At 71.9% G+C, this 26,829-nt stretch carries 29 protein-coding genes; 17 read left to right on the forward strand and 12 right to left on the reverse strand.

The window, feature by feature from the left end; genetic code table 11:
* Positions 1-39 precede the first annotated feature (39 nt).
* Entirely contained in the window at positions 40-1,410 is a 1,371-nt protein-coding gene (locus tag FBY41_RS05790) for an MFS transporter (protein WP_375869856.1), read from the reverse strand.
* Positions 1,411-1,433: 23 nt separating this feature from the next.
* Positions 1,434-1,817 carry a YybH family protein gene (locus FBY41_RS05795; protein ID WP_185748907.1) on the reverse strand — a complete coding sequence of 128 codons (384 nt, stop codon included), beginning with the start codon at positions 1,815-1,817 and terminating at the stop codon, positions 1,434-1,436.
* A gap of 82 nt (positions 1,818-1,899) precedes the next feature.
* Here FBY41_RS05795 and FBY41_RS05800 point away from each other — a divergent pair, with 82 nt between their 5' ends.
* The 9 genes from FBY41_RS05800 (at position 1,900) to FBY41_RS05840 (ending at position 9,469) form a co-directional block, all read left to right on the forward strand.
* A complete protein-coding gene (locus tag FBY41_RS05800; RefSeq protein WP_141842382.1) occupies positions 1,900-2,409 on the forward strand; it encodes a low molecular weight protein-tyrosine-phosphatase in 510 nt (169 codons plus the stop codon).
* 50 nt (positions 2,410-2,459) lie between these two features.
* A complete protein-coding gene (locus FBY41_RS05805; RefSeq protein WP_185748908.1) occupies positions 2,460-3,251 on the forward strand; it encodes a VOC family protein in 792 nt (263 codons plus the stop codon).
* Positions 3,252-3,270: 19 nt separating this feature from the next.
* Positions 3,271-4,071, forward strand: coding sequence for a VOC family protein (locus tag FBY41_RS05810; RefSeq protein ID WP_141842383.1), 801 nt, complete (start codon positions 3,271-3,273; stop codon positions 4,069-4,071).
* Between the two features lie 20 nt (positions 4,072-4,091).
* Positions 4,092-4,493, forward strand: a complete 402-nt coding sequence (locus tag FBY41_RS05815; protein ID WP_141842384.1) for a hypothetical protein — start codon at positions 4,092-4,094, stop codon at positions 4,491-4,493.
* A gap of 117 nt (positions 4,494-4,610) precedes the next feature.
* Positions 4,611-6,023, forward strand: a complete 1,413-nt coding sequence (gene purB / locus FBY41_RS05820) for an adenylosuccinate lyase (RefSeq protein WP_141842385.1) — start codon at positions 4,611-4,613, stop codon at positions 6,021-6,023.
* Positions 6,024-6,078: 55 nt separating this feature from the next.
* Complete coding sequence (locus FBY41_RS05825) at positions 6,079-6,513, forward strand: MmcQ/YjbR family DNA-binding protein (protein WP_141842386.1); 435 nt, start codon at positions 6,079-6,081, stop codon at positions 6,511-6,513.
* Positions 6,514-6,546: 33 nt separating this feature from the next.
* Complete coding sequence (locus FBY41_RS05830) at positions 6,547-6,828, forward strand: metal-sensitive transcriptional regulator (RefSeq protein ID WP_141842387.1); 282 nt, start codon at positions 6,547-6,549, stop codon at positions 6,826-6,828.
* A gap of 8 nt (positions 6,829-6,836) precedes the next feature.
* A complete protein-coding gene (locus tag FBY41_RS05835; RefSeq protein WP_141842388.1) occupies positions 6,837-7,058 on the forward strand; it encodes a heavy-metal-associated domain-containing protein in 222 nt (73 codons plus the stop codon).
* Positions 7,055-9,469 carry a heavy metal translocating P-type ATPase gene (locus tag FBY41_RS05840; protein WP_141842389.1) on the forward strand — a complete coding sequence of 805 codons (2,415 nt, stop codon included), beginning with the start codon at positions 7,055-7,057 and terminating at the stop codon, positions 9,467-9,469. The genes FBY41_RS05835 and FBY41_RS05840 overlap by 4 nt, the downstream gene beginning before the upstream one ends.
* A 153-nt stretch (positions 9,470-9,622) precedes the next feature.
* On the opposite strand, the gene FBY41_RS05845 is transcribed toward FBY41_RS05840, so the two are convergent.
* Entirely contained in the window at positions 9,623-10,258 is a 636-nt protein-coding gene (locus FBY41_RS05845; RefSeq protein WP_141842390.1) for a VOC family protein, read from the reverse strand.
* A 110-nt stretch (positions 10,259-10,368) separates the two neighbouring features.
* On the reverse strand, positions 10,369-11,223 hold the full coding sequence (locus FBY41_RS05850) for a TrmH family RNA methyltransferase (RefSeq protein ID WP_141842391.1): 855 nt from the start codon (positions 11,221-11,223) through the stop codon (positions 10,369-10,371).
* Positions 11,224-11,347: 124 nt separating this feature from the next.
* Between FBY41_RS05850 and FBY41_RS05855 the strand changes: the two genes are divergently transcribed.
* The 8 genes from FBY41_RS05855 (at position 11,348) to FBY41_RS05890 (ending at position 18,110) form a co-directional block, all read left to right on the forward strand.
* The gene (locus FBY41_RS05855) at positions 11,348-11,908 is read left to right on the forward strand and encodes a cysteine hydrolase family protein (protein WP_141842392.1); all 561 of its coding nucleotides are present in this window, start codon (positions 11,348-11,350) and stop codon (positions 11,906-11,908) included.
* A gap of 90 nt (positions 11,909-11,998) precedes the next feature.
* Positions 11,999-12,487 carry a DedA family protein gene (locus FBY41_RS05860; RefSeq protein WP_141842393.1) on the forward strand — a complete coding sequence of 163 codons (489 nt, stop codon included), beginning with the start codon at positions 11,999-12,001 and terminating at the stop codon, positions 12,485-12,487.
* Positions 12,488-12,532: 45 nt separating this feature from the next.
* Positions 12,533-13,273 carry a response regulator transcription factor gene (locus FBY41_RS05865; RefSeq protein ID WP_141842394.1) on the forward strand — a complete coding sequence of 247 codons (741 nt, stop codon included), beginning with the start codon at positions 12,533-12,535 and terminating at the stop codon, positions 13,271-13,273.
* On the forward strand, positions 13,273-14,802 hold the full coding sequence (locus FBY41_RS05870; RefSeq protein ID WP_141842395.1) for a HAMP domain-containing sensor histidine kinase: 1,530 nt from the start codon (positions 13,273-13,275) through the stop codon (positions 14,800-14,802). The genes FBY41_RS05865 and FBY41_RS05870 overlap by 1 nt, the downstream gene beginning before the upstream one ends.
* A 28-nt stretch (positions 14,803-14,830) precedes the next feature.
* Positions 14,831-15,526 carry an NADPH-dependent F420 reductase gene (locus FBY41_RS05875; protein WP_141842396.1) on the forward strand — a complete coding sequence of 232 codons (696 nt, stop codon included), beginning with the start codon at positions 14,831-14,833 and terminating at the stop codon, positions 15,524-15,526.
* A 58-nt stretch (positions 15,527-15,584) separates the two neighbouring features.
* Positions 15,585-16,019: a hypothetical protein gene (locus tag FBY41_RS05880; RefSeq protein ID WP_141842397.1), complete on the forward strand. Its 435-nt coding sequence runs from the start codon at positions 15,585-15,587 to the stop codon at positions 16,017-16,019.
* 246 nt (positions 16,020-16,265) lie between these two features.
* Entirely contained in the window at positions 16,266-17,324 is a 1,059-nt protein-coding gene (locus tag FBY41_RS05885) for a TerC/Alx family metal homeostasis membrane protein (protein ID WP_141842398.1), read from the forward strand.
* Between the two features lie 201 nt (positions 17,325-17,525).
* Positions 17,526-18,110 carry a hypothetical protein gene (locus tag FBY41_RS05890; RefSeq protein ID WP_141842399.1) on the forward strand — a complete coding sequence of 195 codons (585 nt, stop codon included), beginning with the start codon at positions 17,526-17,528 and terminating at the stop codon, positions 18,108-18,110.
* A gap of 56 nt (positions 18,111-18,166) precedes the next feature.
* Here FBY41_RS05890 and FBY41_RS05895 read toward each other — a convergent pair whose 3' ends face one another.
* The 8 genes from FBY41_RS05895 to FBY41_RS05930 all read right to left on the reverse strand — a co-directional run bounded on the left by FBY41_RS05895 (position 18,167) and on the right by FBY41_RS05930 (position 26,804).
* Positions 18,167-18,763, reverse strand: a complete 597-nt coding sequence (locus FBY41_RS05895) for a hypothetical protein (RefSeq protein ID WP_141842400.1) — start codon at positions 18,761-18,763, stop codon at positions 18,167-18,169.
* A 159-nt stretch (positions 18,764-18,922) separates the two neighbouring features.
* A complete protein-coding gene (locus FBY41_RS05900) occupies positions 18,923-20,287 on the reverse strand; it encodes an amidohydrolase family protein (protein WP_141842401.1) in 1,365 nt (454 codons plus the stop codon).
* A 74-nt stretch (positions 20,288-20,361) separates the two neighbouring features.
* The gene (locus FBY41_RS05905) at positions 20,362-21,648 is read right to left on the reverse strand and encodes an RNA polymerase sigma factor (protein ID WP_141843201.1); all 1,287 of its coding nucleotides are present in this window, start codon (positions 21,646-21,648) and stop codon (positions 20,362-20,364) included.
* A 300-nt stretch (positions 21,649-21,948) separates the two neighbouring features.
* Positions 21,949-22,389, reverse strand: a complete 441-nt coding sequence (locus FBY41_RS05910; protein WP_141842402.1) for a YciI family protein — start codon at positions 22,387-22,389, stop codon at positions 21,949-21,951.
* Between the two features lie 79 nt (positions 22,390-22,468).
* Positions 22,469-23,437, reverse strand: a complete 969-nt coding sequence (locus tag FBY41_RS23320; RefSeq protein WP_185748909.1) for a hypothetical protein — start codon at positions 23,435-23,437, stop codon at positions 22,469-22,471.
* A gap of 39 nt (positions 23,438-23,476) precedes the next feature.
* Positions 23,477-24,334, reverse strand: a complete 858-nt coding sequence (locus tag FBY41_RS05920) for an HAD family hydrolase (protein WP_141842403.1) — start codon at positions 24,332-24,334, stop codon at positions 23,477-23,479.
* A 110-nt stretch (positions 24,335-24,444) separates the two neighbouring features.
* Positions 24,445-25,860, reverse strand: a complete 1,416-nt coding sequence (locus tag FBY41_RS05925) for a dihydrolipoyl dehydrogenase family protein (protein WP_260439577.1) — start codon at positions 25,858-25,860, stop codon at positions 24,445-24,447.
* Positions 25,857-26,804: an EamA family transporter gene (locus FBY41_RS05930; RefSeq protein ID WP_260439578.1), complete on the reverse strand. Its 948-nt coding sequence runs from the start codon at positions 26,802-26,804 to the stop codon at positions 25,857-25,859. The genes FBY41_RS05925 and FBY41_RS05930 overlap by 4 nt, the downstream gene beginning before the upstream one ends.
* Positions 26,805-26,829 lie beyond the last annotated feature (25 nt).

Raw genomic sequence — 26,829 nt, forward strand, 5'->3', positions numbered from 1 at the left:
TACGACGGCCATTCGGCCTGATCAGACCACGCGAGCAGGTCAGGGACGAGGGTCGAGGGCGTCGTAGTCGCGGAAGGAGGGCACGCGCGCGACCGTCACCCAGACGAGGACGACGACGAGGATTCCGCCGACGAGCGAGGGAACCCACGTCGCCGTGAGCGTCGCGAGGGTGCCGGCGAACATCTGCCCGAGCCGCGGGCCACCCGTGACGACGACGGTGAAGACGCCCTGGGTGCGCCCGCGCAGGTGGTCGGGCACTGCGGTCTGGAGGATCGTCTGCCGGAAGATCGAGCTGATGTTGTCGGAGCCGCCGGCGATCGCGAGGGCCACGGCAGCGAGCAGGAGCGCCGGCCCGTTGACGTCGGCGAAGTCCATCGACTGCACGGCGTGGCCGCCGAGCGTCACCCAGGCGAGCACGACGCCGAAGCCGGTGATGGCGAGGCCGTAGCAGACGATGGCGTTGCGGATGGCCCGCCCCTGCCACCGCAGACCGGTCACCTGGCCCGACACGAGGCTCGAGAGGATGCCGCCGACGGCGAAGGACGCGAGCAGCAGGCCCGCGGTGACCGGCCCACCCCCGATGAGGACGGCGCCGACCGCGGGGAAGAGCACCATGGGCTGGCCGAAGGTCATCGCGATGAGGTCGACGACGAAGCTCATCCGGATGTTGGGCGCGCGGCGCAGGTGCGACAGCCCGTCGAGCACCGAGCGTATGCCGCCCGCCGGGGTCCGCCCACCCTCCGGCCTGATGCGGGGCAGGGTCCACAGGCCGAAGAACCCGGCGAGGAAGAGCAGCACGTCGACCGTGTAGGTCCAGGCGTAGCCGACCCGCGCGACGAGCACGCCGGCGACGCCGGGGCCCACGGTCACCATGAGGCCGCCCGAGATGCCGACGAGCGCCGCCGCCTTGGGGAGCAGCCACGCCGGCAGCAGCCGCGGGGTGATCGCCTGCCGGGTCGTCGAGGCGATCGTCGCCGCCACGGCGTTGACGGTCGTGATGACGTAGAAGGCCCAGACCGCCTCGACGTGCGCCCAGGCGATGAGCGCGAGGCTCACCGTCGAGGCCCACGCGACGAGCGAGGCGAGCAGTGCGACCGTGCGCCGGTCGAAGCGGTCGGCGATCGCACCGCCGTAGAGCCCGGCGACGATCATCGGGACGAGCGAGAACCAGGCGACGAGGGAGACCATGAAGGTCGAGCGGGTCAGGTCGTAGATGTGCAGCCCGACAGCCGTGTTCGTCACGAAGGTGCCGATGCCGGCGAGGGTGTTGCCGAACCAGAGGCGGGCGAACGCCGGGCTCTCGCGCAGTGGCGTGAGGTCGACGAAGTGCGACGACCGGGCCCCCGGCGGCGGCCCGGGCTCCCGAGGTGGCGACCCCGTCTGCACGGGGTCGGGAGGTTCGGCGCTCACCGACGCAAACTACGCCTCCCCGCTCAGGCCGCGCCCAGCAGGTCCGCCACCGCCGGGCCCCGCAGGTGCGACCCGTCGCGCACCCAGACCCAGCCGCCGTCGGGCTCGCGGCGCGCCACCTGGGTGCCGACGACGCCGTCCGTGCTCGTCGAGGACGTCATCGCGAGCGTGCCCGAGTCGATGACCCGGATGCTGTCGGGCTCGGCCCACCGCACACCGCGGGCCAGGGCCTCGGCGAAGGCCGTGCGGATGGCCGCGTGCCCGGCGGCCTCGCGACCGCGCGGCAGGCTCACGACGGCGTCGGCGGCATACAGCCTCGTCAGCCCGTCGAGGTCGCCCGCGGCGGCGAGGAGGCAGAAGCGGGCCTCGAGCTCGGCGGGGGTGGCAGCGCCTGCTGTCGTCGTCATGCCTCCACCGTTGCAGGGAGCACCGACAACGGGTGCCTCCGAACGACCGATACCTCCCGATCGGAGGTGTTGAATGGGGTCCATGCTGCCGCGCCCCCTACACGTCACCTTCGTGTGCAGCGGCAACATCTGCAGGTCGCCGATGGGCCACGTCATCCTCCAGCGGATGGTCGCGGAGGCGGGGCTTCACGACCACGTCCTCGTCACCTCGAGCGGCACCGGCGACTGGCACGTCGGCGAGCACGCCGACCCCCGCACCGTGGCCGTGCTCGCGCAGCACGGCTACGACGGATCCCGGCACCGCGCACGCGAGTTCGACCCCGACGAGTTCGCCGACCTCGACCTCGTGCTCGCCTCGGACGAAGGGCACGTGCGGGTGCTCCAGCGGCTCGCGCGCACCCCCCACAACCGGGCGAAGATCCACCTCGTGCGAGAGTTCGACCCGGAGGCCGTCGCCGCAGGGACCCTGGAGACGGCCGACCCCTGGTACGGCGACGAGGCACATTTCCTGCGGTGCTTCACCGAGGTCGAGGCGGCCTGCCGTGGCATCCTCGACCACATCAGGGGCCAGATCGAGACGGACCACGCCTGACCTCATGCCACACCAGCGACGCGACAGACCCGCCCGACACGTTCGACACCATGCCTGACCTCAACCTCACCGTGCCCGACTACCCCTACGGCGCCCCCTGCTGGGTCGACCTGCTCGTCAGCGACGTCGAGCGCGCCCAGAGCTTCTACTCCGGCCTCTTCGGCTGGCGCTGGCTGGCCGGCGACGCCGCGACCGGCGGCTACACGATGGCGCTGCTCGACGGGCACCCCATCGCCGGCATCAGCCGCAAGCCCGTCGGTGCGCCGATCGCGAGCCAGTGGACGACCTATCTGCGCGTCGGGCAGATCGAGGTCGCCGAGGCCGCGATCAACGCCCACGGCGGCCGCACCCTCGGCCGCCCCGTGCCGATCGGGGCGCTGGCCCGCACGTTCATCGCCCTCGACCCCGGCGGGGCCTACTTCGGCGTCTGGGAGCCGGGCGACCTCCCCGGCAGCGGCCTGCTCGACGAGCCGGGGTCGCTGACGTGGAACGAGCTGCTGACGCGTGACTACGACCGCGTCCAGGACTTCCAGATGCGCGTCTTCGGGCACGAGTTCACCGACGAGACCGAGGAGGGCGGCCCGCGCTGGGCCACCGCGCACACCGGCGACGGCAACCCCGCCTACGGCCTCGCCGAGATCGACGACGAGTGGCCGCGCGAGATCCCGCCCCACTGGGTGGCGTCCTTCGCGACGAACAACGTCGTACCGTCGCTCGCCAAGGCACTCGACCTCGGCGCCACCCTCATCCAGGGCCCGTTCGACGGCCCCTACGGCGTCGGCGCCGTCCTCAGCGGTCCCGAGGGCGAGGTCTTCTCGATCCTCGTCCCCGACCTCGACTGATCTCCCGAGGAGACTCCCCATGCCCGTCCACCCCGACAGCTTCGCGCCCGGCACCCCCTGCTGGGCCGACGTCCTGGTCGACGACCTCGAGGTGGCGCGGCGCTTCTACGGTGCCCTCTTCGGATGGACCTTCGAGGACCTGCCCGCCGAGGCGGGCGGCTACGTCATGGCACGCAAGGACGGGCACGTCGTCGCCGGCGCGATGGCGAAGAACCCCGACGACCCGGGACAGGTGAGCGCCTGGACCCTCTATCTCGCGACCGACGACGTCGACGCGGCCACGAAGCGCGCCGCCGCCGCCGGCGGCGTCTTCTTCCTCCCGCCGATGGACGTGCTCGACGTCGGGCGCATCGCCGTGGGCGCCGACCCCGCCGGCGCGGCCTACGGCCTGTGGCAGGCCAGGCAGCACACCGGCACCGACCTCGTCGGCGAGCCGGGCGCGCTCTGCTGGGCCGAGACGATGAGCCGCAGCTACGCCACGAGCAAGACCTTCTACACCGAGGTCTTCGGCTACCACCTGCAGGAGATCGGCGAGGGCGACTTCCACTACAGCGTGGCGAGCCTCGACGACGGGCAGCCCATCGGCGGCATCGGCGAGATCCCGGCCGCGGCTCCCGCGGAGGTGCCGTCGCACTGGATGGTCTACTTCGCCGTCGAGTCGTGCGACGCCGCTGCCGACCGCGTGCTCGAGCTGGGTGGCTCGGTCGTGCAGCCGCCCTTCGACACCCCCTACGGGCGCATGGCGGTCGTCGCCGGCCCCCAGGGCGAGACCTTCTCGATCATGCACCCGGCTCCGTCGAACCCCCTGCCGAAGGACTGACGGGTTACTACGATCGCCGCATGATTCGCTTCCTCGTGCGCACGGCGATCTTCCTGGGCTCGGCCGCCATCGGCCTCATCGCGGCCGACCTCATCCTCGAGGACGTCAGCGTGACGGCGAGCGGGTTCCTCCTCACCGTCGTCATCTACACCGTCGTCCAGAGCGTCATCTCCCCCTTCCTCGCCAAGGTCGCGGCGAGCAGCGCCCGCGCCCTGCTGGGCGGCGTCGGACTCATCGCCACCTTCGTCGCACTGCTCGCCGCGAGCCTCTTCGCCGACTCGCTGACGATCTCGGGCGGCGCGGCGACGTGGGTCCTCGCGACCCTCATCGTGTGGCTCGTCACGGCGCTCGTCACGCTGCTGCTGCCCATCGCGCTCGTCAAGCTGGGCGTCGAGTCGGCCCGCGAGCGCCGCGCCGCCTGACCCCGGCCCACCCTGACCCCACCCCGCGGGTATGCCGTCCGGCGGGCTCGCCGCGCCCGCGCACCCGCGGTGCGGACGGCATACGGACGCGGCCGCGACCTCTGGGAGGATGCGGGCATGGCTTCCCTCGCTGACGCGACCCCGCCCATCGCGCTCGGAGCGCTCGACGGCCGCTACCGCGGCGCCGTCGCCCCGCTCGTCGACCACCTCTCGGAGGCCGCGCTGAACCGGCAGCGCGTCCACGTCGAGATCGAGTGGCTCATCCACCAGACGAGCACCGGCGTCGTGCCGGGCGTGCGGGCCCTGACCGACGACGAGATCACCGCCCTGCGCGCCGTCGTCGACGACTTCGGCACCGACGAGGTCGCCGAGCTCGGCGAGATCGAGCGCGTCACCGTCCATGACGTCAAGGCCGTCGAGTACTTCCTCAAGAAGCGGCTCACCGCGATCGCCCCGGCCGACGAGGACAAGGGCCTCGCCGAGCTCATCCACTTCGGCTGCACGAGCGAGGACATCAACAACCTGTCCTACGCCCTCATGGTCAAGGGCGCCGTCGAGCAGGTGTGGCTGCCCACGGCGGAGGCCCTCGTCGCGCAGGTGTCCGAGATGGCGCGCGCCCTCAAGGACGTGCCGCTGCTCGCCCACACCCACGGCCAGCCGGCCACGCCGACGACGATGGGCAAGGAGCTCGCCGTCCTCGCGCACCGCCTCGGCCGGCAGCTGCGCCGCATCGAGGGGCAGGAGTACCTCGGCAAGTTCAACGGGGCGACCGGCACCTTCGGCGCCCACGCGCTCGCGCTGCCCGACGTCGACTGGCCTGCCGTGTCGAAGGCCTTCGTCGAAGGACTCGGGCTCACGTGGAACCCGCTGACAACCCAGATCGAGAGCCACGACTGGCAGGCCGAGCTCTACGCCGACGTCGCGCGCTTCAACCGCATCCTGCACAACCTCTGCACCGACGTCTGGACCTACATCTCGATGGGCTACTTCGCCCAGGTGCGCGGCCAGGGCACCGTCGGGTCGTCGACGATGCCGCACAAGGTCAACCCGATCCGGTTCGAGAACGCCGAGGCCAACCTCGAGGTGAGCAACGCCCTGCTCGACGTGCTCGGCGGCACGCTCGTGCAGAGCCGCCTCCAGCGCGACCTCACCGACTCGAGCATGCAGCGCAACATCGGCACGGCCTTCGGCCACAGCCTGCTCGCGCTCGACAACGTCGCGCGCGGCCTCGCCGGGCTCGACCCCGTGCCCGAGCGGATGGCCGCCGACCTCGAGGCCAACTGGGAGGTGCTCGGCGAGCCCATCCAGTCGGCGATGCGGGCCCTCGGCGCGCAGGGCGTCACCGGCATGGAGGAGCCCTACGAGCGGCTCAAGGAGCTGACCCGGGGGCGGCGCATCGACGGTGACGACCTGCGGGAGTTCGTGCGCGGGCTCGGGCTGCCCGCCGACGTCGAGGCGCGCTTCGTCGCCCTCACGCCGCAGACCTACACCGCCCTCGCCAGCCGTCTCGTCGACGACTACCTCGTCTGAGACACACCCTCCGATCCGTCGCGGTATGCCGTCCGGCGGGCTACCGTCGTCAGGCATGGCACGCACGCGCAAGGCCAGGGTCACCGACGTCGAGGAGCTCGCCCTCGGGCTGCCCGAGGTGACGCGAGACCCGGCGGACCCCGCGGCGCCCGGCCGGCCGGCATACCAGGTGCGGGGCAAGACGTTCGCCTTCTTCCGGGTGCCGCGGAAGGACGCGTTCGACCCGGCCACGGGTGAGCCCTACGACGACGTCATGGCCTTCTCCTGCACCGCCGAGGACAAGGAGGCGCTCGTCGGCGACCCGGAGACCCCGTTCTTCACGACGCCGCACTGGAACGGCTACAACGCCGTGCTGCTCCTCGAGCGCGACCTCGGGCGGCTCACCCTCGACGAGCTGCGCGAGGTCGTCACGGACGCCTGGCTGGCCAAGGCGCCGAAGCGGCTCGCGGCCGACTTCCTCGCTGCCCATGACGACGGGAATACCCCATAGGGGTATGCTGTTGGCACAGACGAGGAGGTGGCGATGCCCGGATACACCGGCAGCAAGGACGACTACCTGAAGCGGCTCCGGCGCGTCGAGGGTCAGGTGCGCGGGGTGCAGAAGATGGTCGAGTCAGACACGTACTGCATCGACATCCTCACGCAGGTGAGCGCCATCACGAAGGCGTTGCAGGCCGTGAGCCTCGGCCTGCTCGAGGACCACGTCGCACACTGCGTCGTCGACGCCGCCCGGGAGTCCGACGAGGCCGCCCAGGTCAAGATCAGGGAGGCGGCCGACGCGATCGCCCGCCTCGTTCGCAGCTGAGGAGAACCATGAACGACAGCCACACCACCCAGATCGCCGTCACGGGCATGACCTGCGGCCACTGCGTCGCCTCGGTCACCGAGGAGCTCTCAGAGCTGCCCGGCGTGACCGGGGTCGACGTCGACCTCCACCCCGGTGAGGAGTCCGGCGTCACCATCACCAGCACGGCCCCGCTCGACCCGGTTGCCGTCGAGGCTGCCGTCGCCGAGGCGGGCTACGCGGTCCGATGACCTCCCCCGAGGCCACGGTCACCGAGGGCACGCCGGAGCAGGTCCGGCTGGCCATCACCGGCATGACCTGTGCCTCGTGCTCGGCCCGCATCGAGCGCAAGCTCGGCAAGGTCCCGGGCATCGACTCGGCGACCGTCAACCTCGCGACGGAGAAGGCGTTCGTCTCCTTCTCGGCGCCGGTGACGGTCGCCCAGATCGTCGCCGAGGTCGAGAAGACGGGCTATGGCGCCAGCGTCATCGGCGCCGCACCCGCGCCCGCCTCCCCGGCCGCACCCGCCCCCGGTATGCCGTCCGGCGAGCTCCCCGGAGCGGGCGTGCTCCTCGACAAGCTGAGGTCGCGGCACGCGGCCGGGCAGCAGCCCGCCGGACCCAGCGGTCCCGGTCACGGGGACCACAAGGCCGCCGGCCCCCACGGTGGTGGCGCACAGGGCGCCGGTGCTCACGGCGGTGGCGGTGCGCCCAGCGCGGTCGCCTCCTCGGAGGACCACCTCGAGCACACCCCCGCGCAGGACGTCATCAAGCCGCGGCTCGTCGTCGCGGCGGCCCTCACCGTGCCGGTCTTCCTGCTCGCCATGGTGCTCCCGACGTTCGCGGCGAGCCCCTGGCTGCAATTCCTGCTCGCGACGCCGGTCGTCTTCTGGTGCGCCTGGCCGTTCCACCGGGCTGCGGCGGTCAACGCCCGCCACCTCGCCTCGACGATGGACACCCTCGTGTCGATCGGAGTGCTCGCGGCCTGGGGCTACTCCGTCGTCGAGCTGATCGCGGGCGGCCCCCACCTCTACTTCGAGGTCGCGGCCGTCGTCACGACCTTCCTGCTCACCGGCCGGTTCCTCGAGGCGCGCGCCAAGGACTCCGGCAAGGACGCGCTGCGGTCGCTGCTCGACCTCGGCGCCAAGGACGTCGCGGTGCTGCGCATCGACCCGCAGTCGCGCATCACGAGCGAGTCCCGCATCCCGGTCGCGCAGCTCGTCGTCGGAGACCAGTTCATCGTGCGGCCCGGCGAGAAGGTCGCCACCGACGGCGTCGTGCTCGACGGCTCGAGCGCGGTCGACGCGAGCCTCGTGACCGGGGAGTCGACACCCGTCGACGTCTCGCCGGGAGACGACGTCATGGGGGGCTCGATCAACACGACGGGCCGGCTCGTCGTCGAGGCCCGCAAGGTCGGCGCCGACACGATGCTCGCGGGCATCCAGCGCCTCGTCGAGACGGCACAGACCGGCAAGGCCGACGTCCAGCGTCTCGCCGACCGGGTGTCGGCCGTCTTCGTGCCCGTCGTGCTCGTCATCGCTCTCGTGACCTTCATCGCGTGGCTCGCGACCGGCCATGACCTCGGTCAGGCCATCGCCGTGGCCGTGACGGTGCTCATCATCGCCTGCCCCTGCGCGCTCGGGCTCGCCACGCCGACGGCCCTGCTCGTCGGCACGGGCCGCGGCGCCCAGCTCGGCACCCTCATCAAGGGCCCGCAGGTCCTCGAGGACACCCGCCGCGTCGACACCGTCGTGCTCGACAAGACCGGCACCGTGACGACCGGCCAGCTGCGGCTGCGCAGCATCGCGGTGCGCGGGCGCCTGTCCAAGGTGGCAGCACTGACCGCGGCGGCAGCCGTCGAGCAGGGCAGCGAGCACCCGATCGCGCGGGCGGTCGTCGCCGGGGCCCAGGAGGCGAAACTGACGCTGCCGCGCATCCGCGACTTCACGACGAACCCTGGCGAGGGTGCGACGGCCCGCATCAAGGACACCGAGGTCGTCGTCGGCAAGGCCGCGCTCTTCGACCGGGTCGACCCCGAGCTGCTCAAGCACGCCGCGGCCAACGCCGGCACGACCGTCTTCGTCGGCTGGGACGGCGAGGCCCAGGCCGCCCTCACGGTGGAGGACACGGTGCGCGAGTCGTCCCGGGCCGCCATCGCGCGGCTGCGCGAGCTCGGCCTGACGCCCTACCTGCTGACCGGTGACAGCGCGGCCAACGCCCGCAGCGTCGCGGAGCAGGTGGGCATCGCGGCCGACCACGTGCGCGCCGACGTGCTGCCGGCCGACAAGCACCGCGTCGTCACGGAGCTGCAGGGGGCGGGCCGGGTCGTCGCCATGGTCGGCGACGGCGTCAACGACGCGGCCGCGCTCGCGCAGGCCGACCTCGGCCTCGCCATGGGCTCCGGCACCGACGTCGCGATGGACTCCGCCGACATCGTGCTCGTGCGGGCCGACCTCGACGCCGTCGCAGACGCGATCGCCCTGTCGCGGCAGACCCTGCGCATCATCAAGCAGAACCTCGCGTGGGCCTTCGGCTACAACACCGCCGCGATCCCGCTGGCCGCCTTCGGCCTGCTCAACCCGATGATCGCCGGCGCGACGATGGCGCTCTCGTCGGTCCTCGTCGTCAGCAACTCCCTGCGCCTCAAGCGCTTCGGCCGCTGACCAGCCCACCCGATCGAAAGAGCAATCCGTCGCCGGTCACGCGCTCGGGTGACTCTCCATCGTCAAGGGCGACGGATTGCTCTTTCGATCGGACGACGAACGGCGGCCACCCTCAAGGGGTGACCGCCGTTGGCGTGCGAGCTGACGGGCGGGTCAGATGGTGACCTTGCCGCTGGGGGTGTCGAACGTGACGGAGAGCAGCCCGGGCGTGCCGTGCGGCGCGACGAAGGTGAAGTCGATGCCGCCCTTGTCGAAGTTGTCGTCGGGGCCGAGCCACTCGCGCACGCGCTTGGGGTCACCGGCGATCTGGAGGTTGTCGATGCGGACCGACGTGTCGGCGCCCGCGGACGGGTGCACGGTCATGTCGTCCCACTCGATGAAGTAGGGCACCTGGGGGTCGGCCATGAGCCCCTTGATGCCGAGCTGGCGCCACTTGAGCTCGGTGCCGTCGGGACGGTGCCGGTTGCCGACGACCGACTCGCGGCCGAGGCGCTGCTCGACCTTGCGGATGTCGTCGACTGCGACGACCCACCCGAGCCAGCCGCCGCCGGCCTCGGACGCGGCGCGCACGGCCTGACCGAAGGGCGCCTTGTCAGACGCCGGGTGGTCGAGCACCTCGACGACCTCGAGGTAGTGGTCCTTCGCCAACGGGAAGATGACGTTGCGTGTGCCGAATCGCGGATGGACGCCGCCGTTGACCGGCTCGACCCCGATCAGCTCGGACAGTCGCTCGGCCGTGGCCTTGAGGCCCCCGGCCTCTGCTGCATAGGAGACATGGTCAACTCGCATACAGAACATCGTGACACACGCCAAGGGGTGCTCTTGACCACCCCTCCCCCGGCCCGATCCGCTCGCCCACTCCCCGCCACGGGGTATGCCGTCCGGCCCGGTGACACGGGTCAGCGGGAGCGCTGCCTCACGGCCTCGTAGAGCACGATGGCTGCCGACGCGGCGACGTTGAGGCTGTTGGCCTTGCCGTGCATCGGAATCCGCACGCGATGGGTGGCGGCATCGAGCAGGGTCTGGTCGGCGCCGTGCTTCTCGCTGCCCACCGCGATCGCGACCCGACCCGTGTAGTCGACGTCGGTGTGCAGCAGGTCGGTCTCCGGGGTCGTGACGACGAGCCGCACGTCGTTGGCGGCGAGCCACGCGAGCGCCTCGGCCGTCGTCGCGCTGGCAACGGGCAGCGCGAAGACCGTGCCCTTGCTCGCGCGAACGACGTTGGGGTTGCCCCAGTCGGTGACCGGGTCGGCCGCGACGACGGCGTCGACACCGGCAGCGTCGGCGGTGCGGAGCATGGCTCCGAGGTTGCCGGGCTTCTCGACGCCCTGGCTGAGCAGGGTGAGGTGGTCAGGGCCCTCGACCCGAAGGTCAGCGAGGGGCCGGTCGACCTCGTCGACCACCGCGAGCAGCCCATCTGGCCCCTCGCGGTAGGACGCCTTCTCGAAGACCTGGCGGCTGAGGTGCACGACCTCGACCCGGTCGTCGCGCAGGCGAGCCAGCAGGTCGGACTGGTGGCCGATGTCCTGCGAGCCGGCGCGCCCGGCCGGGCTGAAGAGCTGCTCGCAGACGTAGACCGTGGCCGGTCTCACGCCGGCCGAGAGGGCGAGACCGATCTCCTCGTAGCCCTCGACGAGCGTCTGGCCGGTCTCCTCGCGGGTGCGGCGACGGCGCAGGGCGAGGATCGCCTTGAGGCGCGGGTTGGCGGTCGAGCTGATGACGAGCTCGCGGCCGAACGGGATGGGGTTCGTCATGGCAGGCCCAGCATCCCATCCCGGGCCCCGGGGCGGCGGAGCACAACGGCAGACGCGCAGAGCACCGCGTGTCGGTGCGGCGGCGTAGCGTCGACGCAACGGACGCCTGAGACCTGGAGGCAGCATGACCACCCTCGAAGGACGACCCCACACCGCACTGATCGTCGTCGACGCGCAGCAGCAGGTCGTGGCTGACGCCTGGGACCGCGACGGCGTCCTCGGCCGCATCGCCGCCTTGGTCGACAAGGCCCGCAACGAGCAGGTGCCGGTCATCTGGGTGCAGCACTCCGACGACAACATGGCCGTCGGCACCGACGGCTGGCAGCTCGTCCCCGAGCTGAGCCCGGCCGAGTCCGAGCCGCTCGTCCACAAGCGCTACGGCGACTCCTTCGAGGACACCGACCTCGAGTCGGTCCTCGCCGAGCGCGGGGTCGGACGACTCGTCGTCACCGGCGCCCAGACCGATGCCTGCATCCGCTCCACGCTCCACGGGGCGTTCGTGCGCGGCTACGACACCACCCTCGTCGCCGACGCCCACACCACGGAGGACCTGCGCCAGTGGGGTGTTCCGGTCTCGCCGGAGCAGGTCATCGCCCACACCAACGAGTACTGGACGTGGTCCGAGGCCCCGGGTCGCACGGGAGACGTGAAGCCGGCGTTCGAGATCGACTTCGGGACGGGCTGACACCCGGGGCAGTCGCGGCGCACGGGCACGGGCACGGGCAGGAGCGTGGACACCGGTGGTGGCCTGTCGCTGCCCGATTAGGGTGTGGTCATGCTCGACAGGCTGGCCGCGCTGCCCTTCTGGCAGGCGTTCGCCGCCCTCTTCGTCATCGTCATGGCGCGCTCCAACGCCACCTACTGGGTCGGCCGGGGCGCCGTGGCGGGCTGGCGGCGCTACCGCGGGGCGCACGGCGAGCTGACGCGACGCGCCGAGTCGCTCCTGCGCAGCCTCGGTCCGCTCGCCGTGACGCTGTCCTACCTGACCATCGGCATCCAGACGGCCGTGCACCTCACGGCCGGGGTGATGCGGATGCCGCTGCGCTTCTACGTCCCCGCCGCCGTCGTGGGCTCGGCGGCGTGGGCCGCCATCTACGCGACGATCGGGCTGGCCGTCGTCCAGGCCTGGATCGCCGCCGAGGCCGGCTCATGGTGGGGCCTCGCCGTCATCGTGGCCGTGCTCGGAGCGGGCATCGTGACGTGGGTCGTGCGTGGCCGTCGCCGCGAGCCGGAGACGACCGACCCCGCCCGAACGCGATCCTGACACGGACGTGACACGGCCGCGGCGACCGCTCACTACGCTTCGAGCGTGCCCTCCGACCCACCCGCGGCCAGCACGCAGCGCGGTCTCGTGCTCGTCGTCGAGGACGAGCCCGCCATCGCCGACGTGCTGCGGCTCAACCTGCGTGCGGCCGGCTATGGGGTCGAGGTCGTCGACGACGGCGGCGAGGCCCTCCACGCGACCCGCACGCTGCGGCCGAGCGCGATCGTCCTCGACATCGGGCTGCCGACGCTCGACGGCATCGAGGTGTGCCGTCGGCTGAGGGCCGACGGAGACTGGACGCCGGTGCTCTTCGTGACGGCGCGCGACGACGAGGTCGACCGCATTCTCGGCCTCGAGCTCGGGGCCGATGACTACCTGACGAAGCCCTTCTCGCCACGCGAGCTCGTCGCGCGCGTCTCCAGCGTGCTGCGCCGCACACGCGGCGAGGGCACCGCCCCCGACCTGCTGCGCCACGGCGCCCTCACCGTCGACCTGGCGAGCCACGAGGTGCGCGTTGACGGAGCCGAGATCGCCCTGACGGCAACCGAGTTCGATCTCCTGGCGCATCTCATGCGACGCCCCGGCATCGTGTTCACGCGCGAGCAGCTGCTCAGCGATGTCTGGGGCTACGCCTCCACCGCGGGAGGCCGCACCGTCGACGTCCACGTCGCCCAGGTGCGAGCCAAGCTCGGCGCCGCGAGCCCCATCCGCACCGTGCGCTCGGTCGGGTATGCCGCCGAGCGGAGCGCCCCTGCCACCACCGGCCCAGCGTCGGCGGGCTCATGATGACGCCCGCGCCTGACGTCCCGAGCGCCTCCGGCGCCTCCGGCGTCCCGGCCCCTCCACGTGGCTCGGGGCCCGCCCCCGATCCCGCACCCGATCCCGCACCGAGGCGGCTGGGCGGCCGGTCGTGGCGCGCGTCGCTGTCCGGCCGGATCACGCTGCTCGCCGTGGGCATCGCCGTGTTGACGGCTCTGCTCGCCGGGCTGCTCGCCGTGGGGCTGACCCGGTCGTCCGCGGAGGACTCCGCCCGGCGCACGCTGTCGCGCATCGCCGATGCGGCCGCGGTGCGGGCTGATGCGGGCGAGGCCGCCCGGGTCAGCCAGAATCGCGCCGTCCGCACCCTCGGCGGGCTCGGCGTCGAGTCGGCCAGCGTCACGCAGCGCGGCGTCATCGCGTCGACCAGCCCCCTCGCGCGTCAGGCCCTGACTCCGGCTCGTCAGCAGGCCCTGCTCGCCGGACGACCGGTCTCGGCACGCGACGAGATCGCTGGTGGCACAGTGCTCGTCGAGGGCCGGCCAACCGACGCGGGCGGCATCATCCTCGTGCAACGGCGGTCGGACGCCACCGCCGACTCCGACAAGCTCGTGCGCCGGGTGCTCCTCGCGCTCGGTATCGCGGCGGCCGTCGCCATCGCCGTGAGCGCAGCGATGGCACGGCGACTCGCGCGTCCGCTGCTGCGCACCGCGGACGCCGCGCACTCCTTGGCGGAGGGCCGTCGAGACATCGCCGTGCCGGTCGAGGGCCCCACCGAGGTGGCCGAGGTCGCGAGCGCTCTCAACACCCTGTCCGGCTCCCTGGCCCGGTCCGAGGGGCGGCAGCGCGACTTCCTGCTCTCGGTCTCGCACGACCTGCGCACCCCCCTCACCGGCATCAGCGGCTACGCGGAGTCGTTGGCGAGCGGCGTCGTGCCGGCCGACGAGACGGCCCGGGTCGGGGGTGTCGTGCTCACCGAGGCGCGCCGCCTCGAGCGGCTCGTCGGCGACCTCCTCGACCTGGCACGGCTGAGGGCTGAGCAGCCCCGCCTGGTCGCCCGCGACACCGATCTCGTCACCCTCGGCCGTGAGGTCGAGTCGGTGTGGGGCAAGCGCTGCGCCACCGTCGGGGTGCCGTTCACCGTCGTGACGACCGTCGACCGGGCCCCTCTCAGCACGGACCCCGCGCGCGTTCGCCAGCTCGTCGACGGGCTGCTCGAGAACGCCCTGCGGGTGACCCCCTCCGGGCGCCCGATCGTCGTCGAGATCCGAGCCGGGCGGCCGCAGCCGGACCCGGAGACAACCGCCCCCCTCGGGTCCGGCTTCGTCATCGAGGTCCGCGACGGCGGGCCCGGGCTCACCGACGCCGACATCCCCGTCGCGTTCGAGCCCTCCGTCCTCCACGATCGCTACCGCGGCCTGCGACCCGTGGGCACGGGCCTGGGGCTCGCCATCGTCGGCCGCCTCGCCGCGCTGCTGGGCGGCACCGTCGAGGCGGGCCACGCTCCCGAGGGCGGCGCCCGGTTCACGCTGTGGCTCCCGAGCGGGGACGCGGAATGACCGGACCGGTCTCGCGGTTGTCCCCGCCATGACCACCTGGGGATTCATCGGAAGCGGGAACATCGGCAGCACGGTCGCGAAGCTCGCGGTGCTCGCCGGGCACGACGTCGTCATGAGCAACAGCCGTGGGCCGGAGACCCTCGCCGACCTCGTCGCCGAGCTCGGCCCTCAGGCCCGCGCCGCGACGGCCGACGAGGCAGCGGCGGCCGGTGACATCGTCGTCGTGACCATCCCGCTCAAGAGCTACACCGACGTGCCCGTGGAGCCGCTGCGCGGCAAGGTCGTCATCGACACGATGAACTACTACCCGCAGCGCGACGGCCAGATCGCCGCGCTCGACGACGAGTCGACGACGACCTCCGAGCTGCTCCAGGCGCACCTGCCCGAGTCGAAGGTCGTCAAGGCCTTCAACAACATCTTCTACGGCCACCTCGCGGTGCTCGGACGCCCGACCGGCGACCCGCTGCGCAGCGCGCTCGCGATCGCCGGCGACGACGCCGAGGCGAAGCAGGTCGTCTCCGAGGCGCTCGACTCCATCGGCTACGACACCGTCGACCTCGGCCCCCTCTCTGAGGGCTGGCGCACCCAGCGCGACACCGCTGCCTACGGCACGATGTATGCCGCGAACCCCGCCGACTGGACGCAGGGTGCCCAGCCCGTGCCGGCGGCGACCGTGCGGGCCCATGCGGAGCAGTCGCGGCGCTACCGCGACCAGTCGAGCTGACACCCCTGCCGATCGGCGCCGTCCGGGCCCCCGTGCGGCATGTACTAGATTCGTGACCGTGCTGGGGACCCCACCCGACCGGGACCGGACGCCGAGCCGGGGGCGTCGCGCCGTCGGAGCCCTGGCCGCCGTTGCCCTTGTCCTCGGGGTCATCGGAGCCGCCAGCGTGGCCTACCACCGGGCCTACGGCACGTGGTGGCAGACCCCGCAGCGCATCTCGTTCTGCGACCGCACCTACGTCGCGTCGCCGTCGCCCGTCCTCCTGACGCGAGCCGAGGTCGAGTCGCGCGCGGGCAGCCTCTGGGCCATCAAGGACGTCGACCGAACGTTGCGCACCGTCGCCACCGTGCCGCCGCTGCCCGTCGTCGGCAAGCCGGTGCTCGCGGTCGTCGCACCCCCGCTCGCCCGCCAGGAGAAGGGCCTGCCGTGCGCGATGGCCCTCTACCTCCAGATGGGCGCCGACCGCTACGTGGCCTTCCTGCTCTCCGACTGACCACGCGCCCGCTGCGGTATGCCGCGGGGCCGGGCCACGCGGCATACCGCGGTGGCGCGGGGGGTGGCGGGGTAGCCAAGGGTGGACAGCGGGATTTTGGCGCGTGGCTCCCATTCCCTACAATGCATCCCGAGGGGAGTACTTCCCACGCCCGTTCCGGTCAGTCCGGCGGCCCGACGGCCGCCTCGGTGCGGGGTCGGCGAGAGCCGATGAAGGAGACCTCAGACATCGTTCTGAGGAGACCTCATGCTCGCATCCGTCTCGACCACGGAGTCGATCGGCACCCCGACGCTCTGGATCGTCACCATTGTCGGCGTCATCGCGTTGTTCGTCGTCGACTTCCTCATCACGCGAAAGCCGCACGACCCGAGCATGCGCGAGGCGGTGGGCTGGTCGGCGTTCTACATCGCCATCCCGCTCGCCTTCGGGGTGTACCTCTGGTCGCAGTACGGCTCGCAGCAGGGGCTCGAGTACTACACCGGCTACCTCGTCGAGAAGTCGCTGTCGGTCGACAATCTCTTCGTCTTCATCATCCTGCTCTCGTCCTTCGCCGTGCCGCGCGAGCTGCGCCAGCGCGTGCTGCTCATCGGCGTCGCCGGCGCTCTCATCCTCCGCGGCATCTTCATCGCGCTCGGCGCCCAGATGATCGCGACCTTCTCGTGGACCTTCCTGCTCTTCGGGGCGATCCTGCTCGTCACGGCGATCAAGGTCGGCCGCGACGCGCTCTCCGACGAGGACCACACCATCGACGTCGGCTCGATCCGCAGCGTCCGGTTCATCAAGCGCTTCTACCCCGTCACCGACGGCTACGAGGGCACGAGCCTCAGCGTCAAGCGAGACGGCAAGCGCTGGCTCACCCCGCTCGCCGTCGTCGTGATCGCCATCCTCGGCACCGACATCGTCTTCGCGATCGACTCCGTGCCCGCCGTCTACGGCATCACCGGCGACCCCTACCTCGTCTTCGCGACGAACGCCTTCGCGCTGCTCGGCCTGCGCGCCCTTTACTTCGTCCTCGAGAACGCGCTCAGCTCGCTCGTCCACCTCGGCCACGGCCTGGCGCTCATCCTCGGCTTCATCGGCGTCAAGCTCGTGCTGCACTGGGCCCACACCGTGTGGCCGGCCGTGCCCGAGATCCCGACGCTCGCCTCGCTCGGCGTCATCGTCGGCATCCTCGTCGTCGTCACCCTGACGAGCCTCGCCGCGAACCGGCGTGAGCGCGACCGGGCCATCGAGGGCCACCCCGACAGCGGCGCGGCGGGGCGCGATCACGAGGTCGAGCAGGAGGCGCTCGTCGAGGAGCGCTGACCCTCAAGGCCAATCGAAAGAGCAGTCCGTCGCCTCGTCCCGCGTCCTCCGACGCGGGCGCGCAGAGGGCGACGGACTGCTCTTTCGATTGGCCTCGGGGGTGTCGTGCGCGGGCGACGGACTGCTCTGTCGATCGTCAGCCGAATGTGATCCGAACATGATGCTGGCCGGGCCTTGACCTCAGCGCGGGAGTCTGAGGACATGACGAACCACACCACCCGGCGCACGTCCGCTGCCTCCGTTGCCGTGATCCTCGGGCTCAGCACTCTTGCCCTCGGGGCATGCTCCAAGACCGATGCCGCAGCGGCCTCCGCACCAGCCAGCCACGAGGTCTCGGCACAGCAGGCCTCCGGCTCCGACACCATCGACCTCGTGAACGCCGCCGCCGAGACCCCGGCAGCCGGGGAGGCACCGAGCGGCGCAGACCGACGAGGGCTGCGGGCTCGGCTCCTTCGGGCGCTGCACGCCACCTGGGTGACCGAGAGCCAGCAGGGGCCAGTCACCCATCAGGCGATTCGCGGTGACGTCACCGCCGTCTCGGCCACCTCGATCACGGTCAAGGCCAAGGACGGCGTCTCGATGACCTTTGCCGTCACCCCCGACACCACGGTGCGCGAACGCGTCGCGGGGTCAGGCAAGGGCACCAGGGCAACGGCATCGACGATCGGGGCGGTCACGGTCGGCAGCAAGGCCCTCGTCACGGGCGTCGGCGCATCGTCACCGACGGCGCGCGTCGTCGTGCACGTTGCCGCCGCGCCGAAGCCCTCGCCGAGCGCCACGAGCTGACGGTGGCTCCGTCGGGCAACCCCTGGTGGGCCGCTCCTGCCTCAGGCCCAGTGCCGTCAGGTGGTCTGGTAGAAGGGCGGGTCGCAGGTCGGCGCCCCGGTCGGGAACGGGGTCCGGCTCGAGCACGGCGGGAACGCGCTCACCACGACGCCGTTGATGACGATCGGGGCGTGGTCGACGTCGTCGCAGTCGTGCCCCCACGGGATGGTGAAGCCCAGCGTGACCGACTGGTTCGCACTGGAGTCGGAGTTGGCATAGACGATGACCTTGACCGACGCGCCGGGGGCGATGGGGGTGCAGTACGTCGGGATGATGCCGACGACCGTGAAGGGAAGCCCCGACGAGGTGATCGTGATGCTCGGCTTGAGGACGATCGGCTTGTTCGTGTTGTTCGTGATGAGCAGGGGGATGGCAAAGGCCTTGTTCGGGTCGAGCCCGGGCAGTCCGGCGAAGACGTCGGCGCATCCCTGGGCACTGTTGCCCGGCAGCTTGCACGCCGTGCCGACGGCCGGGGTCGGCGGAGCGCCGGAGGCAGCCAGGACTGGCGCGGCGGCCGCGACCGCGACGGCCGGCACCGACCAGGCCATCCCCTTCGCCACGGTGCGACGGGCGACTCCCTTGGGAGCCGACGGCTCCTTGCTGTCACGGCTCATGTCGATCCTCTGTCTCTGCGAGAGGTGAGGCTGTGCCCTCACCCCGGACCTCACGTTGGCATGACCCCCGTTGCCGGAAACCTCGAGTACGTCGAGCAGCGACACGATATCGCCCGATGTGACTGCCCCGTCAAGGTTCTCGTGAAACCCGCTGAAGGTTCAGGCGAAGATCGGACCCACCGCGGGGTAGGCGCCGGTCAGCTGGGTGCGCACCGCTGAGAGCGACGGCACGTCGGCACCGCCCTGGAAGCCGGTGTCGAGCCGCATCGGCTTGCCCCAGGCAGTGAGGTCCTCGATCGTCGACGACGTGGCAGACGCCGAGAGCTCACCGAACCAGTCGGCACGGGCGTAGGTGACGTCACCGCCGATGCAGACGAGCTCGACCCAGGACGGGTCGGCGAGGCACACGTTCTCGTAGGCATCGGCGTGATGCCGTTCCAGCACAACGAGATCCGCCGGCCTGCCCACCGCGATCGAGCCGAGGTGCTCGTCCAGCCCGGCCACTCGGGCGGCCACGGAGGTGACCATCGCTACGAGATCGGCAGCCGCGATCGGGCGACCCTGCCGAGCGAGCTCTCGCCGCGCGACCTTCATCTCCGCGAGGAGACTCGTCGAACCCGAGGGCAGCCAGTCGGCGCCCAGGGCCACGGGCATCCCTGCGGCGATGGCCTCCCCGGCGAGGGTCGTCTCACCGTAGAGGCGCAGGTTGGACTGCGGTGACCACACGAGCCGGCACCCGAGGCCAGCGACGGTGTGCAGGTCGTCGGCGCTCAGGGCGCTGCCGTGGATGATGTTCGTCACCGGTGTGGCGCCGCCGAGGTCGAGGAAGCGCTGGAACTCCTTGGCGCTCACGTCATCTCCGCGCCGCCCCTCCGACAGGTGCAGGTAGAAGGCGTTGACGTCACCGGCGGTGATCCGCTTCATCACGGCCTGGAAGCTCGGCAGCCCGAAGGTGCCCGACGGCAGGTCGACCATCGACCGTGCCCGGTGCGCCCCGAAGGCCCACTGGTCGAGGTTGCGCACGAGCGGCTCCGACGACGCGGTGCTCGCCCCCGACGCTCCCTGGATGCCGGTCACGCCACCGACGAGGGCCCGCACCTCGGCGTACCGGGTCTGCGTCTTCGGCGACACCTGGGTCAGGAGCACGTTCTGCGGGTCCCGCACGAGGGCTTGGTAGGGCTTGGACCGTCGCCACGCATAGCGATTCGGGTAGAGCTTCGGCGGCTCCCACGCGGAGAAGACGTTGAACTCCGGGTGCCCGTGCAGGTCGAGCAGCCCGGGCAGGATGACCCCGTCGGTCTCGAGCACGCGCACGTCGGTCGGCTTGGTCTTCGCCACCCGGGTGATCTCACCCGCGGCCACCGTGACGTAGCCGCTGCTCCACGCGCCGCTCGGTGTGATGACGCCACCGTGCAGCGCGAAGGGCGCAGCGAGCGCTCGGCGCCGTCGCGTCGGCGGCGGCAGCTCGTTGACGATGCCGCGGGCGTATGCCGCCTCGAACGGACCCTTCACAGGTTCAGCCACGTGCCCGCTCCCTCCATGACAGTGCAGGGCGATTCGACGGTAGCCCTGATCCGCCACGGCCGCAGGCCCATTGCTCAGGCTGAGGGGTCGCCCGCCCCGCCGGCGTCGCCCTCGGCCGTGTCGCCGTGCGCCCCACCACCGCCCGCCGCCCGCCGCCCGAGCAGCGCGCGCTCCGCCTCGTTCTGTGTCATCGCGGCAGCTCGAGCGAACTCCGATCGGGCCTCGCCGTCGCGGCCCAAGCGCTCGAGCAGGTCGCCGCGCACGCTCGGCAACAGGTGGTAGTCGTCGAGGGCGCCCGACCCGACCAGCTCGTCGACGACCTCGAGCGCGGCTGCCGGCCCCACGGCATACGACAGCGCGACAGCGCGGTTGAGGTCGATGACCGGTGAGGGTCGCAGCGCGCCGAGCTGCTCATAGAGCCGCACGATCATCGGCCAGTCGGTCTGATCGGCGGTGCGGGCCCGCGCATGGCATGCGGCGATGGCTGCCTGCAACACGTACGGCCCCGGCGGGGTCCCGGGACGCATGCCGTCCGGCGAGGTCGCGTGGTCGAGAGCGGCGAGCGCGTGGCGGATGAGTGACCAGTCCCAGCGCGTCCGGTCCTGGTCGAGGAGGAGCACCGGCTCGCCGTCGCGCCCGATGCGCGCGCGGGTGCGCGAGGCCTGGATCTCCATGAGCGCGAGCAGTCCGTGCACCTCGGGCTCGCGCGGAGCGAGCGCTGCGAGCTTGCGGCCGAGCCGGATGGCCTCCTCCATGAGGTCACCGCGCACCCAGTCCCGGCCCGATGTCGCGGCATACCCCTCGTTGAAGATGAGGTAGACGACCTCGAGCACGGACGCGAGCCGCGGCGCGAGCTCGGCGCCCGAGGGGATCTCGATCGTCACACCGTCCTGGCTCAGCGTGCGCTTCGCGCGAGAGATGCGCTGCCCGATGGTCGCCTCGGACGTGAGGAAGGCACGAGCGATCTCGCGCGTCGTGAGGCCACCGATCATCCTCAGCGTCAGGGAGATTCGCGCCTGTGGCGTGAGCACGGGGTGGCACGCAGCGAAGATCAGCCCGAGCACGTCGTCGTCGATGTCGGCGAGGGCGGCGTCGAAGTCGGCCTCGGCGGTGTCGGCCGCCCGCAGCTCCTCCGCGTGACCCACTTGCTGCAGCTTGCTCGCGAGGTTGACGTCACGGCGGATGCGGTCGATGGCGCGGCGCCGCGCCGTCGAGGTGAGCCAGGCGCCGGGCTTGTCGGGCACCCCGTCGCGCGGCCACTGCTCGAGCGCCTGGACGAAGGCGTCCTGCGCGAGGTCCTCGGCAAGGCCGACGTCGCCGACGACACGCGCGACGACCGCTGTGACCTTGGCGGCCTCCATGCGCCAGACGGCCTCGACGGTGCGGCGCACGCTCTCGACGTCGTGGGCGGGGGTGGTGGGTGGCACGCGCCCACTCTTGCACGAGCCGGCGTCAGGCCCCGAAACCGAGAACGCAATCAAAAGAGCATTCCGTCCCCGTGCGCGCCTTGAGCAACGATCGAAAGAGCGGTTCGTCGCCCTCGCACAAGACCGCGCGGACCCGCTCGACGGCGACGAACTGCTCTTTCGATTGCTTGGGGACGCTGGGCGCCGACGGACTGCTCTTTCGATTGTGAGTTGGGTGGGTCGTGGGTGCCCGGTTCAGGACTGGGGGGCGGTGGCGCCGGTCGCCGCGCGCATCTGCGCCTCGCGCTCCTGCAGCTCCGGCGTGAGCTCCGCACCGAAGTCCTCGGCGGCGAAGACCTGCCGCAGCTCGAGCGCGAAGCCCTCCTCGCCGCCGATGCGCGGCCACTTCCTCACCCACTCCACGGCCTCGTCGCGCGAGCTGACGTCGATGAGCGTGAAGCCGGCGATGAGCTCCTTGGCCTCGGCGAACGGCCCGTCGGTGACGGTCACCTCGCCGTCGGGGCCGAAGTCGAAGCGGGCGCCGCGACTCGTCGGGTGGAGCCCCTCGCCGCCGACGAGGACTCCGGCACGCAGGAGCTCCTCGTTGTAGTCGGTCATGGCGGCGAGCTCGGCCTCGGTGGGCAGGCCGCCGGCCTCGGAGCGGGCGGTGGCGGGGACGATGATCATGAAGCGCATGTGGGTCTCCTTCGTGCGGCGCTGCCCTCGTGGCCTCGCTCACCACCACGTCGATCGGCGCAGGCCCATCTCGACACGCCTACCGATCCTCTTGCAGGCTCGCAGCCACCCGCTCGGCCAGCGCCCGGTAGAAGTCGGGGTTCGCGAGATAGCGGTAGTGGTCGGTGGCGAGGGACCCGCTCGCAAAGAACGGCGAGTCGTCGACGCCCTCGATGATGCCGGCGGCGCGGAAGCTCAGCAGGTCGGCATGGTCCCAGACGTTCCACCAGCCCCCGAGGTGGTCGCTCGACGGGTGCTGCGCCATGCGCCCCGTCTCGGCCCCGCACGTCGGGTCGCTCTCGATGAACAGGCCGAGCTCCTCGAAGAGACCCACCTGCGACGCGGCCGCGCACCAGTAGTCGATGCGGATCCCGCGGTGTTCCGGCATGCGCGGCAGGAAGTGGGTCACGAGGTCATAGACGATCTGCCCGCCCATGCTGTGCGTGAGCACGACGAGCGGCTCCTGCCGGCTCGCCGCCGCGAACGCAGCTGCGTCGAGCTGGTCGAGGACGCGCGTGATGATCGGCCCGGGCGCGTCGGACGTGCCGCGGCCGACGACGTAGGTCATGACGTCGCCGATGAAGATGGGCACGAAGTCCTCGAGCGGCCTGCGGATCGCCGTGGCCGTCGACCGCAGTCGACGGACCCCACGCTCGCGCAACCCCGGCTTGCCGCCGGTGCCGCCGGTCTCGCCGGCCTCGCCGCTCCCACTCGGGTTGTCGGCGAGGCGCTCGGCGGCCTCGTCGACGACGTCGGCCGCGTCGTCGCGCAGGTCCTCCGGACGGGACACGAGCGACCTTCCGCCCCAAGCGAACCGGGCCCCGAGATCGCCCCAGTAGGCGCGCATGACCGGCACCCCGCCGGGGTCGTCCGAGATGGCAGGCGCGACGTGCGTCCGCAGGTGCTGCTCGATGGTCGTCCACGGGACCTCGCCGAACTGACGGATGGCCCTGGCCAGCACCTCGTCCTCGTCGCGCACCGCGACGCCATGGATGTAGACGATCGGCACGGGCCCTCCCTCCTCCGACAGGGTATGCCGTGTGGCGGGCTAGAGCTCGAGCCGTGCGGTCGCGGCCGAGGGCACTCCGTCGCGGAACGGCACGCCAGCCCGCACCGCCTCGGAGACCGCCTCGACGATCGGCACGAGGCCGTCGTCGTCGACGTGCCCGGTGACCTCGTCGGCGATCGCCTTGACCTGGTCAGGGGCGTTGCCCATCGCGACGCCCCACGCCGCCCAGTGCAGCATCTCGAGGTCGTTGCGCTGGTCGCCGCACGCGATGGTGTGGACCGGCTCGACCTGCAGGTGCCGGCGCACGAGCTCGAGCGCGCTCGCCTTGGAGACGCCCTCGGGGTTGATGTCGAGCCACGCCGACCACCCCACGGCGTAGGACACCTCGTGCAGACCGGCACGCTCGACGAGCTCCATGAAGTCCTCGGCGCTCGACTCGGGCTGGCGCAGCGTGACACGGGTGACGGGGTGCGCGACGAGCTCGTCCCAGTCGACCTCGCGGGAGTGGCCCATGAGCTCGCCGTCGGGGAAGTGCCGGCTCACCTTGAAGCCGATGCCCGGCTCCTCGACGGCGATGAGCGCGTCGGGCAGCTCGACCCGCAGCTTCTCGAGCACCGGACGCGGGTCGAAGGTCACCATGTCGATGACGGAGTAGCCGAGCTCGGCGCTCGGGTCGAGCTCGAGCGTCAGGGCCCCGTTGGAGCAGACGAAGTAGCCCTTCCGCAGCCCGAGCGCCTCGAGGATCGGCGTCGTCGCGATGATCGAGCGGCCGGTCGCGACGACGACCGCCACCTCCTCCGGCAGTGCCGCGATCGCGTCACGCACCGCAGGCGAGAGCTCCCCCATGTGGTTGAGGGTCGTGCCGTCGAGGTCGAGCGCGAGGAGTCGCTGTGCCATGCGGCAACGCTATCTGGCCCGCCGACGACACAGCCGAGGTATGCCGTCCGGCGGGCGAACGGCATACCAACGGCTGGCGACGGGGCTGGGCCCACCGCCCGCGGGCGTGCTCAGGCGAGGCGGCCGAGGGCGTCCTCGATGCCGCGGTGGAGGGTCGGGTAGGCGTAGATCATCGAGCGGAGCCGCTCGAGCGGCACCTCGGCGTGGACCGCGACGGCGAGCGCCCCGAGCACTTCGCCGCCGGCCGGGCCCATCGTCGTGGCGCCGACGAGGACGCCACGGTCGGCGTCGGCGACGAGCTTGATGAGCCCGTCGGCCTTGGCGATCCAGCCTCGGGTCGTCTCGCCGATCGGGGTCACGCCGACCTGGACATTGGCCAGCTGCTCGCGCGCCTGCTTCTCGGTGAGGCCCACGGAGCCGACCTCGGGGTCGGTGAACGTGACGCGGGGCAGGGCGGCATACGACGCCGGCGGGCCGTCGTCGCCCAGCACGTCGCGGATGACGATGCCGGCCTGATACATCGAGACGTGCGTGAAGGCGCCCTTGCCGGTGATGTCGCCGACGGCCCAGACCCCGCCGGTGACGCGGCAACGGTCGTCGACGGGGACGGTGCGGGCGTCCTCGGCGACGCCGACGCGGTGCAGGCCGACGGCGCGCAGGTCTGCCCGGCGACCGGTGGCGACGAGCAGCCGCTCTGCCGAGATCACCGAGCCGTCGGCGAGTGTCACGGTGAAGGTGTGGCCGTCGTGCACGACCTTCTCGGCGCCCACACCCTGGCGCACCGTGATGCCCTCGGACTCGAACGTCGACGCGAGGACCGTGGACGCCTCGGGCTCCTCGAGGGCGAGCAGCCGGTCTGCGGCCTCGACGACGGTGACGTCGACCCCGAAGCGCGCCATCACCTGGCTCAGCTCGCAGCCGATGGCCCCGCCGCCGAGCACGATGATCGACGCGGGCAGCTCGGTGGCCTCGATGATCTCGTGGTTCGTCCAGTACGGGGTGTCCGCGAGGCCCTCGATGGGTGGGACCGCGGCGGTGGTGCCGGTGTTGACGACGATGCCGGTCGTCGCGGTGTAGGTCGTTCCGTCGACGGCCACCCGGCCGGAGCCCTCGATGACGCCGCGTCCGCGCACGAAGGTCGCCCCCTTGCCGACGAGGCGGTCGACGGCGACCTGGTCGTCCCAGTCGTCGGTGGCCTCGTCGCGGATGCGCCTGGCGACGACGCTCCAGTCCGGCGTGACCTCGCCGACGGTGCCCGCCAGACCGTCGACGCGGCGGGCCTCGGCGAGGGCGTCGGCGGCCCGGATCATCATCTTCGAGGGGATGCAGCCCCAGTAGGGGCACTCGCCGCCGACGAGGCGGTCGTCGAGGGCGAGCACCCGCAGGCCGCGCTCGGCGAGGCTGCCGGCGACGTGCTCGCCACCGGGGCCGAGCCCGATGACGATGACGTCAAAGGTGCGGTCCATGCCGCCGGAGGGGCCGGTGCCGCGGGAGGAGTCGGTGCCGTTCGCTGTGCCGTCGCTCATGTCTCCACCCTTACCCGAACCTGCTCTCGCGTCGAGGCCCGTGCTCGCGCCGGACGGGGACGCCTGACCGAGGCGGCCCAGTCGCGGACCGGCTCCTGGGCCGCCAGCACGCTGCCGACGATGAGGACCATGGCGACGAGGTGCACCGCGCCGAACGACTCGCCGAGCAGGGCCACGCCGAGCAGCACTCCGACGACAGGGTTGACGAGCCCGATGATCGAGGCAGCCGTCGGCCCGAGGATGCGCAGGCCCCGGAACCAGAGGACGTAGGCGAGGCCGCTGCCGGCGAGACCGAGGTAGGCGAGGGCACCGACCGCCGGCAGGTCGAGGGCCGGAGGCGCGCCCTCGACGAGGAGCGCGATGGGCACGAGCACGGCGCCGCCCGCGACGAGCTGCCACGCGGTCGCCGTGACGACGTCGACGGGCGGGGTCCACTTCTTCGTGAGGACGAAGCCGCACGAGGAGAGCACGACGGCGAGCAGGCCGGCGGCGAGGCCGAGGACGTCGAGCGGACGGTCGAGTCCGTTCTGGAGGACGAGCAGTCCGACCCCGAAGAGCCCGACCACGCTGGCCGCCAACGAGATCCGGGCGGGACGGTCGCCGATGACGATCCACGCCACGGCCATCGTCACCATCGGGGCGGTCGCCACGAGGGTGGCACCGAGACCGCTCGGCAGCCGGTAGGCCGCGAAGAAGAGCAGGGCGTAGAAGAAGCCGATGTTGAGACTGCCGAGGACGAGCGAGCGCCACCACCAGTCGCCGCGCGGCAGACGGCGCAGCCAGAGGAGCATGAGCAGGCCGACGGGCAACGCACGGAGCGTCGCGGCGAAGAGCGGGCGGCCCGGTGGCAGCCAGAGCTGCGTCACGGCATACGTCGAGCCCCACACGGCCGCGGGAACTGCAGTGAGGGCGAGGGTGCCCCAGCCAGCTCGATTGTCTTCCACGGAAGACAATTTACCTTCCATGGAA

Source organism: Humibacillus xanthopallidus (assembly GCF_006716675.1).
GTDB lineage: Bacteria > Actinomycetota > Actinomycetes > Actinomycetales > Dermatophilaceae > Humibacillus > Humibacillus xanthopallidus_B.

Bases quoted from the DNA above. Each gene is read 5' to 3' on its own strand.
- FBY41_RS05800 (WP_141842382.1), top strand. From the start codon at position 1,900: ATGCTGCCGCGCCCCCTACACGTCACCTTCGTGTGCAGCGGCAACATC.
- FBY41_RS05840 (WP_141842389.1), top strand. From the start codon at position 7,055: ATGACCTCCCCCGAGGCCACGGTCACCGAGGGCACGCCGGAGCAGGTC.
- FBY41_RS05845 (WP_141842390.1), bottom strand. From the start codon at position 10,258: ATGCGAGTTGACCATGTCTCCTATGCAGCAGAGGCCGGGGGCCTCAAG.
- FBY41_RS05875 (WP_141842396.1), top strand. From the start codon at position 14,831: ATGACCACCTGGGGATTCATCGGAAGCGGGAACATCGGCAGCACGGTC.
- FBY41_RS05910 (WP_141842402.1), bottom strand. From the start codon at position 22,389: ATGCGCTTCATGATCATCGTCCCCGCCACCGCCCGCTCCGAGGCCGGC.
- FBY41_RS05795 (WP_185748907.1), bottom strand. From the start codon at position 1,817: ATGACGACGACAGCAGGCGCTGCCACCCCCGCCGAGCTCGAGGCCCGC.
- FBY41_RS05895 (WP_141842400.1), bottom strand. From the start codon at position 18,763: ATGAGCCGTGACAGCAAGGAGCCGTCGGCTCCCAAGGGAGTCGCCCGT.
- FBY41_RS05830 (WP_141842387.1), top strand. From the start codon at position 6,547: ATGCCCGGATACACCGGCAGCAAGGACGACTACCTGAAGCGGCTCCGG.
- FBY41_RS05805 (WP_185748908.1), top strand. From the start codon at position 2,460: ATGCCTGACCTCAACCTCACCGTGCCCGACTACCCCTACGGCGCCCCC.
- FBY41_RS05825 (WP_141842386.1), top strand. From the start codon at position 6,079: ATGGCACGCACGCGCAAGGCCAGGGTCACCGACGTCGAGGAGCTCGCC.
- FBY41_RS05855 (WP_141842392.1), top strand. From the start codon at position 11,348: ATGACCACCCTCGAAGGACGACCCCACACCGCACTGATCGTCGTCGAC.
- FBY41_RS05815 (WP_141842384.1), top strand. From the start codon at position 4,092: ATGATTCGCTTCCTCGTGCGCACGGCGATCTTCCTGGGCTCGGCCGCC.
- FBY41_RS05920 (WP_141842403.1), bottom strand. From the start codon at position 24,334: ATGGCACAGCGACTCCTCGCGCTCGACCTCGACGGCACGACCCTCAAC.
- FBY41_RS05925 (WP_260439577.1), bottom strand. From the start codon at position 25,860: ATGAGCGACGGCACAGCGAACGGCACCGACTCCTCCCGCGGCACCGGC.
- FBY41_RS05860 (WP_141842393.1), top strand. From the start codon at position 11,999: ATGCTCGACAGGCTGGCCGCGCTGCCCTTCTGGCAGGCGTTCGCCGCC.
- FBY41_RS05890 (WP_141842399.1), top strand. From the start codon at position 17,526: ATGACGAACCACACCACCCGGCGCACGTCCGCTGCCTCCGTTGCCGTG.
- FBY41_RS05835 (WP_141842388.1), top strand. From the start codon at position 6,837: ATGAACGACAGCCACACCACCCAGATCGCCGTCACGGGCATGACCTGC.
- FBY41_RS05850 (WP_141842391.1), bottom strand. From the start codon at position 11,223: ATGACGAACCCCATCCCGTTCGGCCGCGAGCTCGTCATCAGCTCGACC.
- purB (WP_141842385.1), top strand. From the start codon at position 4,611: ATGGCTTCCCTCGCTGACGCGACCCCGCCCATCGCGCTCGGAGCGCTC.
- FBY41_RS05905 (WP_141843201.1), bottom strand. From the start codon at position 21,648: ATGGAGGCCGCCAAGGTCACAGCGGTCGTCGCGCGTGTCGTCGGCGAC.
- FBY41_RS05810 (WP_141842383.1), top strand. From the start codon at position 3,271: ATGCCCGTCCACCCCGACAGCTTCGCGCCCGGCACCCCCTGCTGGGCC.
- FBY41_RS05885 (WP_141842398.1), top strand. From the start codon at position 16,266: ATGCTCGCATCCGTCTCGACCACGGAGTCGATCGGCACCCCGACGCTC.
- FBY41_RS05870 (WP_141842395.1), top strand. From the start codon at position 13,273: ATGACGCCCGCGCCTGACGTCCCGAGCGCCTCCGGCGCCTCCGGCGTC.